The 16517-nt window shown below is 69.5% G+C and carries 15 protein-coding genes; 4 read left to right on the forward strand and 11 right to left on the reverse strand.

All coding sequences use genetic code 11. The annotated features are described in order from the left end of the window. Positions 1-61 precede the first annotated feature (61 nt). Positions 62-1195, forward strand: coding sequence for an ABC transporter substrate-binding protein (locus tag J2X09_RS05300; protein ID WP_310307652.1), 1134 nt, complete (start codon positions 62-64; stop codon positions 1193-1195). 19 nt (positions 1196-1214) lie between these two features. Here the strand turns inward: J2X09_RS05300 and J2X09_RS05305 are convergent, their stop codons facing one another. The 3 genes from J2X09_RS05305 to J2X09_RS05315 all read right to left on the reverse strand — a co-directional run bounded on the left by J2X09_RS05305 (position 1215) and on the right by J2X09_RS05315 (position 6361). Further along, positions 1215-1655, reverse strand: a complete 441-nt coding sequence (locus tag J2X09_RS05305; protein WP_204732797.1) for a universal stress protein — start codon at positions 1653-1655, stop codon at positions 1215-1217. Between the two features lie 111 nt (positions 1656-1766). Continuing rightward, positions 1767-4595, reverse strand: coding sequence for a molybdopterin-dependent oxidoreductase (locus tag J2X09_RS05310; RefSeq protein ID WP_204732796.1), 2829 nt, complete (start codon positions 4593-4595; stop codon positions 1767-1769). After that, positions 4592-6361: an NADH-ubiquinone oxidoreductase-F iron-sulfur binding region domain-containing protein gene (locus tag J2X09_RS05315; protein WP_310307655.1), complete on the reverse strand. Its 1770-nt coding sequence runs from the start codon at positions 6359-6361 to the stop codon at positions 4592-4594. The genes J2X09_RS05310 and J2X09_RS05315 overlap by 4 nt, the downstream gene beginning before the upstream one ends. Positions 6362-6429: 68 nt before the next feature. Between J2X09_RS05315 and J2X09_RS05320 the strand changes: the two genes are divergently transcribed. After that, positions 6430-7503 (forward strand): substrate-binding domain-containing protein, encoded by a 1074-nt coding sequence (locus tag J2X09_RS05320; RefSeq protein ID WP_204732795.1) that lies wholly within the window; start codon positions 6430-6432, stop codon positions 7501-7503. Here the strand turns inward: J2X09_RS05320 and J2X09_RS05325 are convergent. From J2X09_RS05325 to J2X09_RS05345, 5 genes are all read right to left on the reverse strand, one after another. Continuing rightward, positions 7500-8168 (reverse strand): 2-hydroxychromene-2-carboxylate isomerase, encoded by a 669-nt coding sequence (locus J2X09_RS05325; protein WP_204732794.1) that lies wholly within the window; start codon positions 8166-8168, stop codon positions 7500-7502. The genes J2X09_RS05320 and J2X09_RS05325 overlap by 4 nt on opposite strands. A gap of 22 nt (positions 8169-8190) precedes the next feature. Then, the gene (locus J2X09_RS05330; protein WP_204732793.1) at positions 8191-8412 is read right to left on the reverse strand and encodes a DUF1289 domain-containing protein; all 222 of its coding nucleotides are present in this window, start codon (positions 8410-8412) and stop codon (positions 8191-8193) included. 4 nt (positions 8413-8416) lie between these two features. Next, positions 8417-8926 (reverse strand): YbaK/EbsC family protein, encoded by a 510-nt coding sequence (locus tag J2X09_RS05335; RefSeq protein ID WP_204732792.1) that lies wholly within the window; start codon positions 8924-8926, stop codon positions 8417-8419. A 3-nt stretch (positions 8927-8929) separates the two neighbouring features. Further along, positions 8930-9577, reverse strand: coding sequence for a LysE family transporter (locus tag J2X09_RS05340; protein WP_204732791.1), 648 nt, complete (start codon positions 9575-9577; stop codon positions 8930-8932). Positions 9578-9674: 97 nt separating this feature from the next. After that, positions 9675-10682 carry an Ldh family oxidoreductase gene (locus tag J2X09_RS05345; protein ID WP_204732790.1) on the reverse strand — a complete coding sequence of 336 codons (1008 nt, stop codon included), beginning with the start codon at positions 10680-10682 and terminating at the stop codon, positions 9675-9677. 161 nt (positions 10683-10843) lie between these two features. Here J2X09_RS05345 and J2X09_RS05350 point away from each other — a divergent pair, with 161 nt between their 5' ends. Both J2X09_RS05350 and J2X09_RS05355 read left to right on the forward strand, forming a co-directional pair. Continuing rightward, a complete protein-coding gene (locus J2X09_RS05350; protein ID WP_204732789.1) occupies positions 10844-11860 on the forward strand; it encodes a Bug family tripartite tricarboxylate transporter substrate binding protein in 1017 nt (338 codons plus the stop codon). 25 nt (positions 11861-11885) lie between these two features. Continuing rightward, positions 11886-12443 (forward strand): RBBP9/YdeN family alpha/beta hydrolase, encoded by a 558-nt coding sequence (locus tag J2X09_RS05355; RefSeq protein ID WP_310307663.1) that lies wholly within the window; start codon positions 11886-11888, stop codon positions 12441-12443. A 173-nt stretch (positions 12444-12616) separates the two neighbouring features. Here the strand turns inward: J2X09_RS05355 and J2X09_RS05360 are convergent, their stop codons facing one another. From J2X09_RS05360 to J2X09_RS27050, 3 genes are read right to left on the reverse strand one after another with little or no spacing between them, the layout of a single operon-like run. Beyond that, positions 12617-13525, reverse strand: coding sequence for a hydroxymethylglutaryl-CoA lyase (locus J2X09_RS05360; RefSeq protein ID WP_204732787.1), 909 nt, complete (start codon positions 13523-13525; stop codon positions 12617-12619). 18 nt (positions 13526-13543) lie between these two features. Beyond that, the gene (locus J2X09_RS05365; protein WP_204732786.1) at positions 13544-14464 is read right to left on the reverse strand and encodes a 2-hydroxyacid dehydrogenase; all 921 of its coding nucleotides are present in this window, start codon (positions 14462-14464) and stop codon (positions 13544-13546) included. A gap of 34 nt (positions 14465-14498) precedes the next feature. Then, positions 14499-16517, reverse strand: a complete 2019-nt coding sequence (locus J2X09_RS27050) for an acetyl/propionyl/methylcrotonyl-CoA carboxylase subunit alpha (protein WP_204732785.1) — start codon at positions 16515-16517, stop codon at positions 14499-14501.

Genomic DNA, 16517 nt, shown 5'->3' on the forward strand with positions numbered 1-16517 from the left:
ACCCACAATTTCCCGCATGCGTGCCACGCCTAGACTCGGTTGACCTCAGGAGACGCCCTACATGAAAAGGATTCGCATGTTCTCGCACCCCCTCTGGACCGCCTTCGGCCTGGCCGGCCTGCTCGCCTTTTCAACGCCTGCCTGGGCCCAGTTGCGCGTGGGCATGCCCTCGGGCTTCAGCGGCTCGGTGGCGGCCGGCGTGAAGGAGAACCACGAAGGCGCCAGGCTGTACTTCGACAACATCAACGCCCGTGGCGGCGTGAATGGCCAGAAGATCGAGCTCATCGCGGTGGATGACAAGTTCGACCCCAAGATCACGGTGGAGGTGGCGCGCGAACTGATCACGAAGCAGCGCGTGCTGGCGCTGTTCCTGAACCGGGGCACACCGCATTCGCAGGCGCTGCTGCCCATCCTGGCAGAACTGAAGGTGCCGCTGGTGGCACCGAGCACCGGCGCCATGGTGCTGCACGAGCCGGTCAACCCCTGGGTCTTCAACGTGCGCGCCACCTACCAGCGCGAGGCCGCCAAGGCCATCGAGCACCTGGCCAGCATCGGCATCACCCGCATCGCGCTGTTCGAGAACGACGACTCGTTCGGTGCCGACTCGGCGGCCGGCGCACTCAAGGGCTTCGCCAAGGCCAACCTGAAGCCGGTGATGCACGAGAAGTTTCCGCGCGAGAAGCCGGACTTCACCGCGCTGGCCAAGCAGCTCAATGAAAGCAATGCCCAGGCGGTGATGGTGATCGGATCGGCCGGCAACACCGCCAACGCCATCAAGACCATCCGCGAGGCGGGCTCGCGCGCGCAGGCGGTGACGCTGTCGAACAACGCCTCCGATGGCTTCATCAAGCTGCTGGGCGAACACGCGCGGGGCGTGATCGTGACGCAGGTGTTTCCCAACGAGCGTTCGGTGGCCTACGGCCTGATCAAGGAAGCGCAGGACTTCGCCAAGGCCAGGGGCCTCGACGGTGTCTCGCCCGCGATGATGGAAGGCTACGCCGCCGCCAAGGTGCTGACGGAAGGCCTGCGCCGTGCCGGCCCCAACCCCACCCCGGTGGCGCTGCGCGATGCGCTGGAGAACCTCAAGGGCTTCGACCTGGGCGGACTGACGGTGCACTACAGCCCGACCAACCACACCGGCCTCGATTTCGCCGACCTCTCGATCATCGACGCGAGTGGGAAGTTTCGCCGGTAGGCGAAACACCCCCGCGTGCCTACGACTTCACTATCAGCACCGGCGCCTTGGCATGCGTCAGCACCTTCTGTGCAACGCTGCCGAGGATGAGCGCCTTCACGCCCTGGCGGCCATGCGAGCCCATCACGATGAGGTCGCAACCTTCGGCTTCGGCGGTCTCGATGATGCCTTCGTAGACCACGTTGCGTTCGATGGTGTCGCCCGCCGCGAACACCACGCCATCGGCCTCGCAGGCCTTGCGCACTCCGTCGAGTGCCTGGCCAGCGGCGCTCTTGGCCTCGGTCAGGTAGGCCTGCAGGCCGACGGCCGAGGCGTCACCGATGCCGATATAGGGAAACGGGTCGATCACGTACACGGCAACGATCTGCGCATTCAGGCTCTTGGCCATGCGCACCGCGACCGTGGTGGCCTGTGCGGCCAGCGTGGAACCGTCGGTGGGCACGAGAATTTTCTTGAACATGGTGGCTCTCCTTGAATGAGATGTGAACGGCCCCGCCCTGAAGGACGGTGCGGTTCATCGTAGGAGTTCCGGCCGCCGGCCGCGTTGCGGCAGGTCAAGACCGGGTCGGGTTCACGCACTGCCCGTCACAGGGCGCACGTCCACCGCACAGTACTTCAATTCCGCGATCTTGCCCACCGGGTCCAGGGCCGGATTGGTGAGCAGGTTGGCCGCGGCCTCCGCGTACGCGAAGGGAATGAACGCGGTCTCGCGTGGCATGCCTTCGTCGATGCGGACCGGCAGTGCCACCTCGCCCCGGCGGGACCGCACCTGCGCCTGCGCCCCCGCCCACAGCCCGAGTCGCCTGGCGGTCTCGGGGTGCAGGCTGACCACCGGGCTGGGCTCAAGCGCATCGAGCACGCTGCTGCGCCGTGTCATGCTGCCGGTGTGCCAGTGTTCAAGCTGGCGTCCGGTGATGAGCACCATCGGGAATTCCACGTCGGGCTCTTCGGCCGGTGGCTTGAGCACCGCACCGACCAGCGAGGCGCGGCCGGTGGGTGTGGGAAAACCATCGGTGAACACCACGGGCTGGCCTGGGTCCTCCGCGTCCACCACCGGGTAGGTCACCGCCCCCTGGCGCCGCAACCTTGCCCAGGAAAGGCCGGCGATGCTGGGCATGAGCGCGCGCATTTCCTCGAACACCGCGCCGATGCCCTGTGTCGCGTCGTCCGTCGCGCTGCCGTCGGGGGCCACGCCGTAGGCCCAGTCCAGGCCGAGGCGGCGCGCGAGCTGTTCGGTGATCCAGGCGTCTGCGCGCGCATCGCCGGGGGCGGGCACGGCCTTGCGTCCGAGCTGCACGCAGCGGTCGGTGTTGGTCACGCTGCCGGTCTTCTCGGGCCAGGCGGTGGCCGGCAGCACCACATCGGCCAGGCTGGCGGTCTCGGTCAGGAAGATGTCCTGCACCACCAGATGGTCGAGCCCGGCCAGCGCCTCGCGCGCGTGCGCCGCGTCGGGGTCGCTCATGGCCGGGTTCTCGCCCTGGATCAGCATCGCCCGGATCTCCTTGCGGTGGGCCGCATCGACGATCTCCACCACCGTGAGGCCGGGCTCGCTGCCGAGCGTGCCAGGAGCAAGTTTCCACAGGCGCTCGGCCTTCTCTCGCGCCGGGCCATCGGCCACGCGCTGGTAGTCGGGCAGCACCATGGGGATGAGCCCCGCATCGCTCGCGCCCTGCACGTTGTTCTGTCCGCGCAGCGGGTGCAGCCCGGTACCGGGTCGGCCGATCTGGCCGGTCACGAGCGCGAGCGCGATCAGGCAGCGCGCGTTGTCGGTGCCGTGGGTGTGCTGGCTGATGCCCATGCCCCACAGGATCATGGCGTTCTTCGCCGTGGCGTAGGCGCGTGCGACCTCGCGCAGCGTGGCCACATCGATGCCGCAGACCGGTGCCATCGCCTCGGGCGAGAAGTCGGCCAGGTGCGCCTTGAGCTGCGCGAAGTCCAGCGTGTGCGCCTCGATGTAGGCCGGGTCGGTCAGGCCTTCGAACACGATGGTGTGCAGCATGGCGTTGAGGAGGGCCACGTCGGTGCCGGGCTGGAAGCCCAGGTGCTTCCAGCTGTGGCGCGCGAGCTCGGTGCGGCGCGGGTCGGCCAGCACGAGCCGGGCGCCTTTTTTCACCGCGTTCTTGATCCAGGTCGCGCCCACCGGATGGTTCTGCGCCGGGTTGGCGCCGATCACCAGCAGGAAGTCGGCGTGCTGCACATCGCGCAGCGGGTTGGTGACCACGGCCGAACCCAGGCCCTCCATGAGCGCGGCCACGCTGGACGCATGGCACAGGCGCGTGCAGTGGTCGACGTTGTGCGTCTCGAACGCGGTGCGCACCAGCTTCTGGAACAGGTAGGCCTCTTCGTTCGTGCCCTTGGCCGAGCCGAAGCCCGCCACCGGGCTCCGGCGTCCGCGGGCGACTGTGCTGGCAAGGGCACGGCGGAAGCCTTCGGCGGCTGCATCCAGCGCTTCATCCCAGGTGGCTTCGCGAAAGCGCTCGCGCACCTGTTCGGGCGTGAGCCGGCGCAGTTCGCCATGCGGGTCCTTGGGCGCACCGGCGCGGCGGATCAGCGGGCGCGTGAGGCGCTCCGGGCTGTGCGCATAGTCGAATCCGAATCTGCCTTTGACACAGAGACGGCCTTCGTTGGCCGGCCCCGCGATGCCTTCGACGTGTTCGATCTTCCCGTCATTGACGTGGTAAGTGAGCTGGCAACCCACACCGCAGAACGGGCAGACCGAGTCGACCTGCTGCTGCGAGGGCTTGGCGAAGGCGCCATTGGCCGGCGCGATGGCGCCGGTCGGGCAAGCTTGCACGCATTCGCCACACGCCACGCAGGTGCTGGCGCCCATGGGGTCGTTCTGGTCGAACACAATCTGCGCGTGACCACCCCGGAATGCCAGGCCCAGCACATCGTTGCCTTGCGTCTCGCGGCAGGCGCGAATGCAGCGGGTGCACTGGATGCAGGCGTCCAGGTTGACCGCCATGGCCGGGTGGCTGACGTCCTGCACGGCAGCGGCGCGGGCGGGGAAACGCCCCGGCTGCGCGCCGGCCGCCTGCGCCCAGTGCGCGAGCTCGCTGTCGAACCTGAGCTCGGTGGTGTCCGGCGCGTCGGACAGCAGCAACTCCAGCACCGTCTTCTGCGCCGCACTGGCACGCGGGTTGTCGCTGTGCACCACCATGCCGGCCGTGGGCGCGCGGCAGCAGGATGGCGCGAGCACGCGCTCGCCCTCGATGTCGACCACGCAGGCGCGGCAGTTGCCGGGGCTGCGCAGGCCGTCCTTGTGGCACAGGTGCGGAATGTCCACCCCTGCACGCTGCGCGGCTTTCAGGATGCTCTCGCCAGGCGCGGCCTCGACGGCGCGGCCATTGAGCGTGAAGGCGATCGGGGTGGCGGCCTTCGGCAGATCGTCGGTTTTCATGCGGCGCCTCCCTGGCCGTTCACTTCGTGCGGGAAGAAACGCAGCACGCTGTCCACCGGGTTGGGGGCGGCCTGGCCGAGCCCGCAGATGGAAGCGTCGCGCATCACCTGCGAAAGCTCGCCGAGCAGCGGTGCGTCCCACACGGGCGCCTGCATGAGCTGCACGGCCTTCGTGGTGCCGGCCCGGCAGGGCGTGCATTGGCCGCAGGACTCGTGCTCGAAGAACTGCATGAGGTTGAGCGCGGCACCGCGCGCCGTGTCGTGCTGGCTCATCACCACCACCGCCATCGATCCGATGAAACTGCCGTGGTCGACCAGGGTGTCGAAATCCAGCGGCACGTCGGCCAGCGACGCTGGCAGGATGCCGCCCGACGCACCGCCGGGCAGGTAGGCGTAAAGCGTGTGGCCTTCCTGCATGCCACCGGCGTATTCGTCGACCAGCTCGCGCAGCGTGATGCCCGCCGGCGCCAGGTGCACGCCGGGTTTGTTCACGCGGCCCGAGACGGAGAAGCGCCGCAGGCCGGTGCGCCCTCGCACGCCTTCACCCGCCAGCCAGGCGCCGCCCTTCTCCAGAATCCTGGGCAGCCACCACAGCGTTTCGGGGTTGTGCGCCAGCGTGGGCCGGCCGAACACTCCATGCATCGCAACGATGGGTGGCTTCAGGCGCGGCAGGCCGCGCTTGCCTTCCACCGATTCGATCAGCGCCGACTCCTCGCCGCAGATGTAGGCGCCCGCGCCGCGCCGCAGCTCGATGCGCGGCGGTGTGTAGCCGGGGTGCTGCTCGCGCAGCGCGGCCAGCGTGTCCTGCAACCCGGCGAGTTCGTGCGTGAGCAGCTCGCGCAGGTCGTGGTACTCGTCGCGCAAGTAGATCCATGCGTGTTCGATGCCCACCACCTGCGTGGCGATCAACAGGCCTTCCAGCATCTGCGACGCGCCGCCCTCGGCGCGGGTGAGCACCTGCCAGTCCTTGAAGGTGCCGACCTCGCCTTCATCGATATTGACCACCATGTGGCGTGGGCCCGCTTGCGCGCGCACCGTCTCCCATTTGCGCCAGGACGGAAAGCCCGCCCCGCCCAGGCCGCGCAGGTTGGAGGCCTTGAGCTCGGTGAGCACCTGCTCGGCGGCCAGTTCGCCGGACAGCAGGCGGCGCAGCTGGCGGAATGAGGAAGGCGCCGGCACCGGCAGCGCGCGCGGCCCGGTGTCACCCTTGTCCAGCACCGCCTGCACCGCCGCCACACTGGCCTGGGGCAACTGGCGCTGGCCCACGCAGGCGGCGGGCGCCACGTGGCATTGGCCGATGCAGGGCGCGGCCAGGGCGTGCACCGAGGTGTCGCCCGCCAGCGAAGCCTGCAGCTCGGCCAGCAGGGTCTCACCACCGGCCATGGCACAGGACAGGCTGGTGCACACACGCACCACGGTCCTGGGCACGGCCGCAGTGTCGTCGACGATTTCGAAGTGGTGGTAAAAGCTCGCGACCTCGAACACCTCGACCTGGCTCAGCCGCAGGCGCTCGGCCAGCGCAGCCAGGTGGCCGTGGCGCAGTGCGCCCTCGGCGTCCTGCAGGCGGTGAAGGTGTTCGATCAGCAGGTCCGCGCGCGGCGCCAGGCCTTCGCACAGCGCGGCCACGCGCTGGCGCGCCTCGGGCGAAGTCTGCCGCCCCTTGGGGGTGTGGCGCGCACGGCCACGGCCCATCGCCTCCAGCGGGCGGATGGGGATCACGGCTTTTGCAGGGCGCTCGCCTGTCTCGTGGGCTGTCGTTCTGGTCATTTTTTCAGCGTAGCACCGTATGGGTTGTCTTAATATGTTTGAAATTTCATAAAGTTGGTCATCGGTCCATGCTGCGCATCACCCTCCAGCCCCAATGGCGCATCGGCCAGGAAGACGGCCTCGCGCTCGATGCCAACACCTTGCTCGGCCTGCTCGCCGCCGTGCAGGGCGCTGGCAGCATCGCGCAGGCCGGGCGCGAGCTCGGCCTGTCGTACCGCCACGCCTGGGGCCTGCTGCAGCAGGCGGAGCAACTGTTCGGCCAGCCCTTGCTGGTGCGAGGCCAGGGGCGCGGCTCGGCCCTCACCGAGCTCGGCGAGAAACTGATCTGGGCGGACGCGCGCATCGGCGCGCGCCTGCAACCCCTGCTGGAGTCGCTGGCCTCGGAGCTTGAGGGCGAACTCGGGCGCGTGCAGCGCCGCCAGCGCGCCGTGCCGCGCCTGCATGCCAGTCATGGGTTTGCCGTGGCCGCGCTGCGGGAACAACTCGCGGCGCGCCAGGTGCCGGTGGAGCTGCGCTACCGCAGCAGCCTGGAGGCCGTGGCCGCGCTCGCACAAGGGGACTGCGAACTCGCAGGCTTCCACCTGCCCCTCGGGGAATTCGAATCGGCCGCCGCCCGGCGCTACCTGCCCTGGCTCAAGCGCGATCAGCACCTGCTGGTGCAGCTGGCGGTGCGCACGCAGGGCCTGTTCGTGGCGAAGGGCAATCCGCTGGGCCTGCGCAGCCTGCGCGATCTCACGCGGCGCGGGCTGCGCTTCGTGAACCGGCCCGAAGGCTCGGGCACGCGGGTGCTGACCGACCTGCTGCTGCAGCGCGAGGACATCGCGCCGCGCGCGGTGACGGGGTACGACAACACCGAACTCACGCATGCCGCCGTGGCCGCCTACGTGGCCAGTGGCATGGCCGACGTGGGCATCGGCGTGCAGACCGCGGCGCACCGGTTCGGCCTGGATTTCATCCCCTTGCTGAAAGAGCGCTACTTCTTCGCCCTGCCCGCTGACGCGCTCGACCGCGCGGAGCTGCGCCCGGTGCTCACCGTGCTGCGCTCACCGGCATTCCGCGCGCGCGTGGCCGCGCTCAAGGGCTATGAGGCGGCCGACACCGGCAGGGTGATGGCCGTCGGAGACGCGCTGCCTTCCCCTTAGCGCCGGCGCACGCCTTCGGGCCGCTGCGCCGAGGCGTCCCACTGCGTGTCGAACCAGGCGTCGCCCTCGAGGTACGCGCGCAGCATGGGCAGGGCGTCCTGGCCCCAGAACACGCGGCCGTCCAGCACCATCGCCGGCACGCCGAACAGGCCCAGCGCCAGCGCCTCATCGGTGTTGGCGCGCAGGCGTTGCTTCACGATATCGCTGTCGGGTGCGTGCCAGGATTTGCCGCGCTGGGCCATGTGGTCCTGCAGTTGCGCCTGCAGAGCGCCCAGGCGCGCGGGGTCCGCGGCGTCCAGACCACCGCGCCACACGTGACGAAACAGGAGTTCGGTGACGTAGCGGTTGGTGTCCCCTGGTGCATCGTCCGTCGCCGTGGCCAAACCCAGACGCAGCAGCGGCAGCGGGTTGAACGGGTGCGCCTCGGGCAGGTCGAGCACCACGCCATGGTGGTGGGCCAGCCAGCTGACCTGGCGGTAGGTCCAGTCGCGCTTGGCGGGAATCTCGGCCGGACCGAGCTGGCCATGGGCCTTGAGCAGCGCCGCGAACAGCACGGGCCGGTAGCGCAGCTGCACGCTGTGGCCCATGAGCGCTTCGGGCAGGCGCTCGAACGCGAGGTGCGCGTAGGGCGAGATCGGGTCGTAGAAAAAGGCGATGTCTCTCATGGCGATCTCGCGTGCGATGACGTCAGGGCGTGAGTTGCCTGGCTTCGATCTGCTGCCAGATCAGCAGCTTGTCGGCATCGCTGGCGCGGCTCCAGGCACCGATCTCTTCCAGGGTGCGGAAACACCCTTTGCAGCGGCCGCGCGCCTCGTCCATCTCGCAGACCGAGATACACGGCGAAGGCACACCGGGCCGGAGCCCGGTGCGGCGGCGGGCAGCCTGCAGGGTGACGGGAGGCAGGGACATGGGTTCAGGCCGCCACGGTGACGTCGTGCACCGGTGCGCCGGTGAGGGACTGCAGTTGCGCCGGGGTGAGGCGGAACACCGCGTGCGGGTGACCGGCGGCGGCCCAGATCTCGTCGAAGCGCGAGAGCTGTGCGTCGATCAGCGTGACCGGTGCGACCGCGTGCGCCAGCGGCGACACACCGCCGATGGAGAAACCGGTGCGCGCCTTGACGAAATCGGCGTCCGCCCGGCCGAGCTTGCCGCCGTCGGCACAGACGAGGGCCTGCACTTTCTTCTCGTCCACGCGCAGGTCACCCGAAGTGATGACGAGCACCGCCGCGTCATCGCTCTTGCGGCGAAAGATGATGCTCTTGGCGATCTGGCCGAGCGCGACACCGAGCGCGTCCGCGGCCTGCTGCGCGGTGCGCGCCGCGTCGTCGAGCATCACCGGGGCATGGGCATGGCCCGCGTCCTGCAGCACGCGCGCCACGCGTTGCACGGTTTCAGGTAAGGCCTGGAGTTCGGCACCGCACATGGCTCAGGCCGCGCGCTTGACGAGCAACAGGCTCGCGCCCATGGCCATGAGCACGCCACCGAACACGCGGTTCTGCGCGCGACGGGCCCGGGCCGTGGCCAGCCAGCGCTGCGCGCGCGAGGCCAGGAAGGCATAGCCGTGCATCACGACCAGGTCCACCGCCACGGTGGTGACGAGCAGGATCAGCAACTGCAGCCAGAGGCCGCGCGCGGGGTCGATGAACTGGGGCAGCACAGCCACCATGAACACGATGCCCTTGGGATTGGTCACGTTGGTGAAGAAGCCGGTGACGAAGCGCTCGCGCGCAGAGGGCATGACTGCGTCCTGCACCAGGGCCGGGGCATCGCCCGCCGCAGGCGCCACGCCCACGTGCGCTCGCCACTGCTTGAGGCCCAGCCAGATCAGGTAGCCCGCGCCCGCGAACTTCACCACCGTGAACGCGGTGGCGGAGGCCAGCAGCAGCGCGCCGACGCCGACACCGGCGACCAGCAGGATCACCGCCAGCCCCAGCTGCAGGCCGGCGATGGTGGCGCTGGTCTTCTTCACGCCGTAGGCGAGGCCGTGCGTCATGGAAAGCACCGCACCCGAACCGGGCGACAGCGCGATGGCCCAGGAGGCGGCGAAATAGGCAAACCAGATGTGGAGGTCCATGGAGAACGTCGGGAGCAGAAAGACAGCCCGCCATGATGCCACCACACCCTGGGCACCGCCGGTCGCGCGTGCGATGCCCCTGCCGCGTGGCGGCCGCTCAGACCTGTGCCGCGAGGCTCCGCAGGCGTTCCAGCAGGGCGTCCGGAATGTCCAGCCCGTCGCGCTCGGCTTCGCGCTGGCGCGTCAGGCGCTGGGCGCCGGGCAGGCGCACGCCGTCCTCCTCCAGCATCACCTCGACCAGGCTTTCGATGCGGGTGAAGTAGGTGTCGCGCCCGGCCAGCGCCGCCGGGTCGATGAACAGGAACAGCTGCCCCACGCGCGGCGGGCGGCCTTCGTCGTCGAGCAGGGAATCGGCTTCGAAGCCGAAGTGGGAACCGGTCAGCGTGGCCACCAGCAGGTCGATCACCAGCGCCAGCATCGTGCCCTTCACACCACCGGCCGGCACCATGGTGCCAGCGAGACCCGCCCTGGGGTCCGTGGTCGGCTGCCCGTCGGCGTCCAGCGCCCAGCCCAGCGGGATCGAACGGCCCTCGCGGGCGGCCACCACGAGCTTGCCCCGGGCCACGGTGGACAGGGACAGATCGATCAGCAGCGGGTCGTGCCCCGCACGCGGAAAGGCCGCGGCAATCGGATTGGTGCCAAACAAGGGCCGCTTGCCGCCCCAGGCCGGCATGGCCGCTGGCGAGTTGCCCAGCGCCAGCCCCACCAGCCCGGCCTCGGCCACGGGCCGCAGGTGGTAGGCCGCTGCGCCGAAGTGGTGGCTGTTGGCCACCGCCACGAAGGCCACACCGTGCTGCCGGGCCAGCGCAATGCCCTCGTCCACCGCCAGCCGGCACGCCGGGTAGGCCAGACCCGCGTGGGCGTCGACCAGCACCACCGAGCCCTGGCGGCGCAAGACGGAAGGCTCTGCGGTGCCGTCGGCGCGGCCGTTGCGCAAATGGGCCGCATAGGCGGGAACGCGGGTGACACCGTGGGATGCCAGGCCTTGCAGGTCGGCCTCGACCAGCGCGGTCGCGGTCAGGCGAGCCATGGTGTCGTTGGCACCGGCGGCGGCCAGCGCGCGGTGGGCGATGTCGAACAGTTCGGAGTGGGAAAGGTGGGCCAAGGGGGTTCTCGAATCGGGGCAGGTGACGGCGCGCATTGGGCCATCGCTGGCGGCGCTTGATCCAACGATTTTCTACTAACCATATGCGTTTTCATTCGTTTTGTTTCTAAGGCCGCTTTCCTACAGTCGCTCGTCTTCAGAACCTCCTGACGCGAAACGACATGAGCACCACCCCGGCGATCGACCGCCTTTCCCCCTCCCAGGCGGGCCGCCGCCGCCTGCTGTCCGCCCTGGCGCTCGGCCCGGTGGCGCTGGCCGCGCCTTCGCTGCACGCCAGAACTTTCCCCGATGGCAAGCCGGTGCGGCTGATCGTGCCGTTCCCGGCCGGCGGTGGGGTGGACCTGTTGGCCCGCCCGCTGGCCCCCGCGCTGTCCGAAGCGCTGGGCGTGCCGGTGCTGATCGAGAACATCGGCGGCGCCTCAGGCCGCATCGGCACCCAGCGCGTGGCGCAGGCCGCCGCCGACGGCCACACCCTGCTGTTGACCAACGACACGCTGGTGGCGGCCGACGCGGTGGCCGAGGGCGCGCCGCTGCTGCCCCACCTGAAACCGGTGACGCTGACCATCTCGTCCTGCAACCTGTTCATCACACACCCGAAATCCGGCATCACCGACCCGGCCAGCTACCGCCGCCAGCTCCAGGAGAGCAAGGGCCAGCTCACCATCGGCGTGCCGGGGTGGGGCACGGCGCACCACCTGACCAGCGCCGCGCTCAACCACCAGCTCGGCGTGTCGGCCAAGTACGTGCCTTACCGGGGTGGCGCACCGCTGATCCAGGACCTGCTGAACGGCACGCTCACTGCCGGCGTGGTGACCATGGCGGCGGCGCTTGCCCACATCCAGGCCGGCACGCTGGTCGGTATCGCGGTGACGAGCAAGACCCGGGCAGCGGCCCTGCCCAGCGTGCCCACGCTGGACGAAAGCATCGCACCCGGCTTCACCCACAAGACCTGGCAGGGCATCCTCGCGCCTGCCGGTACGCCCGATGCGCTGGTGGCCCGCCTGCATGCCGCCATCGGCCAGGCCTTGAAGAACCCGCGCGTGCTCGAGGTGCTGCCCTCACAGGGCTTCGACGCCGAAGGCCTGCCGGGAACCGATTTCGGCGCCCTGCTCTCGGGCAGTCTGCGCAACTTCGAAACGGTGGTGAAGGCCACTAACATCCAGGCCACGCAAGGCTGAGCCCATGGCCAGAAACGGACACGCCTTGAGCACGGAACCCGAAGTCCTCGTCCTGCCCGGACGGGGCAACTCGCCCGCTGAACACTGGCAGACGCACTGGGAAGCGGAAGACCCCCGGCTCGCCCGCGTGCTCCAGCACGAATGGACCACGCCCACGCGGGAGACGTGGGTGTTGACGCTGGCGCAGGTGCTGGCCGCGCGCCAGGCCCCTGCCGTGCTGGTGGCGCATTCGCTCGCGGTCGCCCTCGTCAACCATCTCGCGGCGGCGTGGCCCACGCTGTACCCGGGCAGACCCCTGCCCGTGCGCGGCGCCCTGCTGGTGGGACCGAGCGATGTGGAAGCGGCGGACTATCCGCCCGGCCCGATCGGTTTCGCGCCATTGCCCTTGAATCCCCTGCCATTCCCCACGGTGGTCGTGGCCAGCACGAACGACCCCCGCGTCACGCTCGAGCGGGCGCGCTTCTTCGCCCATGCCTGGGGGGCGCGGCTGGAGATCGCAGGCGCGCTGGGCCACATGGGATCGGACGCGAAGCTGGGCAGCTGGCCGCAGGCACGGCGCTGGCTCGACGAGTTGTTGGGCTAACCTAACACCCCCTGCGCCGCTTCGCGGCTTCCCCCTCTCTCTGGCGCCTTCGGCTGGGAGGGGGACGGCACCTGGGGCCGGCGGAGCCGGACCTTCGGTGCCCCTTGCCCGCGCCGCCGCATGCGTTGCGAACCGCGCTCCGGCGCGGTGAAAACCGATGCAGGAAACGCGCTTCAGCCCGCCCGCTTCGCCAGCAGCGCGCGCGCCACGCGCGAGCCCGTGGGCCGACCCAGCTGTTCGCTGATGTAGACGCCGGCGTCCACCAGCGCGTCGAGGTCGATACCGGTCTCGATGCCCATGCCCTGCAGCAGGTAGACCACGTCCTCCGTCGCCACGTTGCCCGTGGCGCCCTTGGCGTAGGGACAACCGCCGAGGCCGGAGACCGACGACTGGTAGTTCCAGACCCCGAGTTCCAGCGCGGCCAGCGTGTTCGACAAGGCCTGTCCATACGTGTCGTGGAAATGGCCCGACACCTCGTCGATGCCGTAGTGCCCCAGCGTGGCCTCGATCGCGGCCTGCACCTTGCGCGGTGTGCCCACGCCGATGGTGTCGGCCACGTCGACGCGCTGCACCCCGATGCCCTTCATCAGGCCGGCGAGATAGCCGACACGCTCGGGCGCAATCTCGCCTTCGTACGGACAACCCACCGTGCAGCTCATGGCACCGCGCACGCGGATGCCGGCAGCGAGCGCGGCCTCGACCACGGGGGCGAAGCGATCGATGCTCTCGGCGATCGAGCAGTTGATGTTCTTCTGGCTGAAGGCCTCGCTGGCCGCACCAAAGACGACGATCTCGTCGGGTCGGTCCAGCACCGCCGCCTCGTACCCCTTGAGGTTGGGCGTGAGCACCGAGTAGCGGATGCCCGCCTGCCGCGCGATGCCGCTCATGACGGCGTGGTTGTCCGCCATCTGTGGCACCCACTTCGGGCTGACGTAGCTCGTGACCTCGATCTCCTTCAAGCCGGCGGCCTGCAACCGGTGCACCAGTTCGACCTTGACGGCCGAAGGCACGGGCTGCTTCTCGTTCTGCAGGCCGTCGCGCGGGCCGACGTCGATGAGCTGGACGCGGGAAGGGAGTTTCATGGAGAGCTTTCGGGAGATTCAGTAGCCCCGCGTGGCATCGACCACGCCAGCAATCGGATCACCGCGTTCGAGCGCGAGGATCTTGCCGGTGATCTGGGCGATGCTTTCCTCGCGCAGCGTGCGCGCCGAGGTGTGGGGCGTGACGGTGATTTTCGGGTGGTTCCAGAAACCATGCGACGCGGGCAGGGGCTCGGTGCGGAACACGTCGAGCGTCGCGCCGGCCAGGTGGCCGCTGTCGAGCAGTGCAAGCAGGTCCTCGTCGACCAGGTGGGCGCCCCGCGCCACGTTGATCAGGTAGCCGCCGGGCCGCAGGCGCGAGAGCGTGTTGCGGTTGAGGATGTCGCGCGTTTCGGGCGTGAGGGGCAACAGGTTCACCAGCACGCGGCACGACGCCAGGAAGCTGTCGAACGCCGCTGGGCCCGCATGGCAGGTGACACCGTGCACCGTCTTCGGCGTGCGGCTCCAGCCATGTACCGGGAAGTCGAATTGCACCAGGGACCGCGCCACGCGCTCGCCCAGCACGCCCAGGCCCATGACGCCGATCGGGAAGTCGGCCCGCGCTCGCGGCTTGCGGTACGACCAGCGGCCTTGCGCCATGTCGGCCTCGTAGCCATCGAACTCGCGGAAATGGCGGATCATCGCGTGGCACACGTATTCGGCCATCTGCACCGACATGCCCGCGTCGTCCACCCGCACCACCTTCGTATGCGGTGGCAGGCGCAGCTTGAGCAATGCATCGACGCCCGCGCCGATATTGAACAGCCCCTTGAGGCCGGGCTGTTCGTCCAGGAACTGTTGCGGCGGCGACCACACCACGGCATGGTCGGCCTGCGGGGCGCCGGGTTGCCATTCGGCCACGTGGGCATGCGGCAGGGCCATGCGGAGGCCGGCGAGCCAGGGCTCGGCCTTGATGTCTGTGCAGCAGAAGGTGATGTTCATGCGGTGAGCTTAAGCGGCTCTCGCGCGGAATGCCTCAGGCCACCGAAAGCTTGAGCAGCTCGGCGCCTTCATTGACCTGGTCGCCCGGCGCGTAGAGCAGCTCGGCCACGGTGCCGTCGGCCGGCGCGGCGATGGTGTGTTCCATCTTCATGGCCTCCATCACGGCCAGGGCCTGACCCTTCTTCACCGCGTCGCCCGCCTTCACCGCGAACGAGACCACCTTGCCCGGCATCGGAGCGGTGAGGCGGCCACCCTCGGCCGCCGTTTCGCCGGCGTGGGCCAGCGCGTCGATCTCCACGATCTGCGTGGCGCCCAGACCGCAGAAGACATGCACGTTCTCGTCCACCTGCCAGGTCTGCACCGTCTGGCGCTGACCGTTGAAGCGCAGGTCCATGCGGGTGCCGGTGTCGGACGGCAGTGCATCGAACGCCAGCACACCACTCACGCCATCGAAGGCGAGCTGGAGTGCGCCGTCGTGCAGGTAGCTCAGCTGGGCGAGCAGGGACTCGCCCTGGTACGCGAAGTCGAAGCGGCGCACGGTGATGCCGTGCGGGCGCCAGCCATCGCGGCGCGAGAACGGGTCGGCCCCTTCGCTCGCGCGCTCTGCCAGCAGTGTCTGCGCCACGGCGGCGGCCACGGCCAGGGGACGGCCCACCTTGTCCTGGTGGAACAGCGCGGGGGCTTCGCGCGGGATCAGTGCCGTGTCCAGTTCGGCCTGCGCGAACGCGCGGCTGGTGACGACGTGGCGCAGGAACTGCACGTTGGTCGAAAGGCCGACGATGCGCGTCTCGGCGAGTGCGGTGTCCAGCCGTGCCAGGGCTTCTTCGCGCGTGGCGCCGTGCACGATCAGCTTGGCGACCATGGAGTCGTAGAACGGGCTGATGGTGTCGCCCTCGCGCACGCCGTCGTCCACCCGCACGGTGCCGCGCGCGAAGCTGGTGCAATCGGGTTTGCGGTAGACCGTGAGCGTGCCGGTGGCGGGCAGGAAGTTGTTGTCCGGCGTCTCGGCGCAGATGCGCGCCTCGATCGCATGGCCATGGATGCGCAGGTCTTCCTGCTTCAGCGGCAGCGGTTCGCCCGCGGCCACGCGCAGTTGCCACTCCACGAGGTCCAGCCCGGTGATGGCCTCGGTGACCGGGTGTTCCACCTGCAGGCGCGTGTTCATCTCCATGAAATAGAAGCGCATCGCTTCCGGGTGTGCATACCCTTCAGGTTGCTCGACGATGAACTCCACCGTGCCCGCACCGACGTAGTTCACCGCCTGGGCCGCCGCCACCGCGGCAGCGCCCATCTGCGCGCGCAGTTCGGGCGTCATGCCGGGTGCCGGGGCTTCTTCCAGCACCTTCTGGTGGCGGCGCTGCACCGAACAGTCGCGTTCGAACAGGTACACACAGTTGCCCTGCGTGTCGCCGAACACCTGGATCTCGATGTGGCGCGGGCGTTGCACGTATTTCTCGATCAGCACCGCGTCACTGCCGAAGCTGTTGCGCGCCTCGCGCTGGCAGCTCGCCAGCGCGGCGGCGAAGTCTTCGCTCTTCTCGACCACGCGCATGCCTTTGCCACCACCGCCCGCACTGGCCTTGATCAGCGCGGGGTAGCCGATGCGATCGGCCTCGCGCTGCAGCAGCGCCGGGTCCTGGTCGGCACCGTGGTAACCCGGCACCAGCGGCACACCGGCCTTTTCCATCAGGCGCTTGGACTCCGCCTTCAGACCCATGGCCTCGATGGCCGACGAGGGAGGACCCATGAACACCAGCCCGGCCTTGGCGCAGGCGTCGGCGAAGGCCTCGTTCTCGCTCAGGAATCCGTAGCCGGGGTGGATGGCCTGCGCGCCCGTGGCCTGCGCGGCCGCGATGATGCGCTCCCATTGCAGGTAACTCTCTTTCGGCGCGGATCCGCCGATGTGCACCGATTCGTCGCACGCCGCGACGTGCTTGGCGTGCGCGTCGGCGTCCGAATAGACAGCGACGGTCTTCACGCCCAGGCGGTGCGCGGTGGCGGCGACGCGGCAGGCGATTTCACCCCGGTTGGCGATCAGGATCTTCTTGAACAT

This window comes from Hydrogenophaga laconesensis, from assembly GCF_031457235.1.
In the GTDB taxonomy this organism is placed as follows: Bacteria; Pseudomonadota; Gammaproteobacteria; order Burkholderiales; family Burkholderiaceae_C; genus Hydrogenophaga; species Hydrogenophaga laconesensis.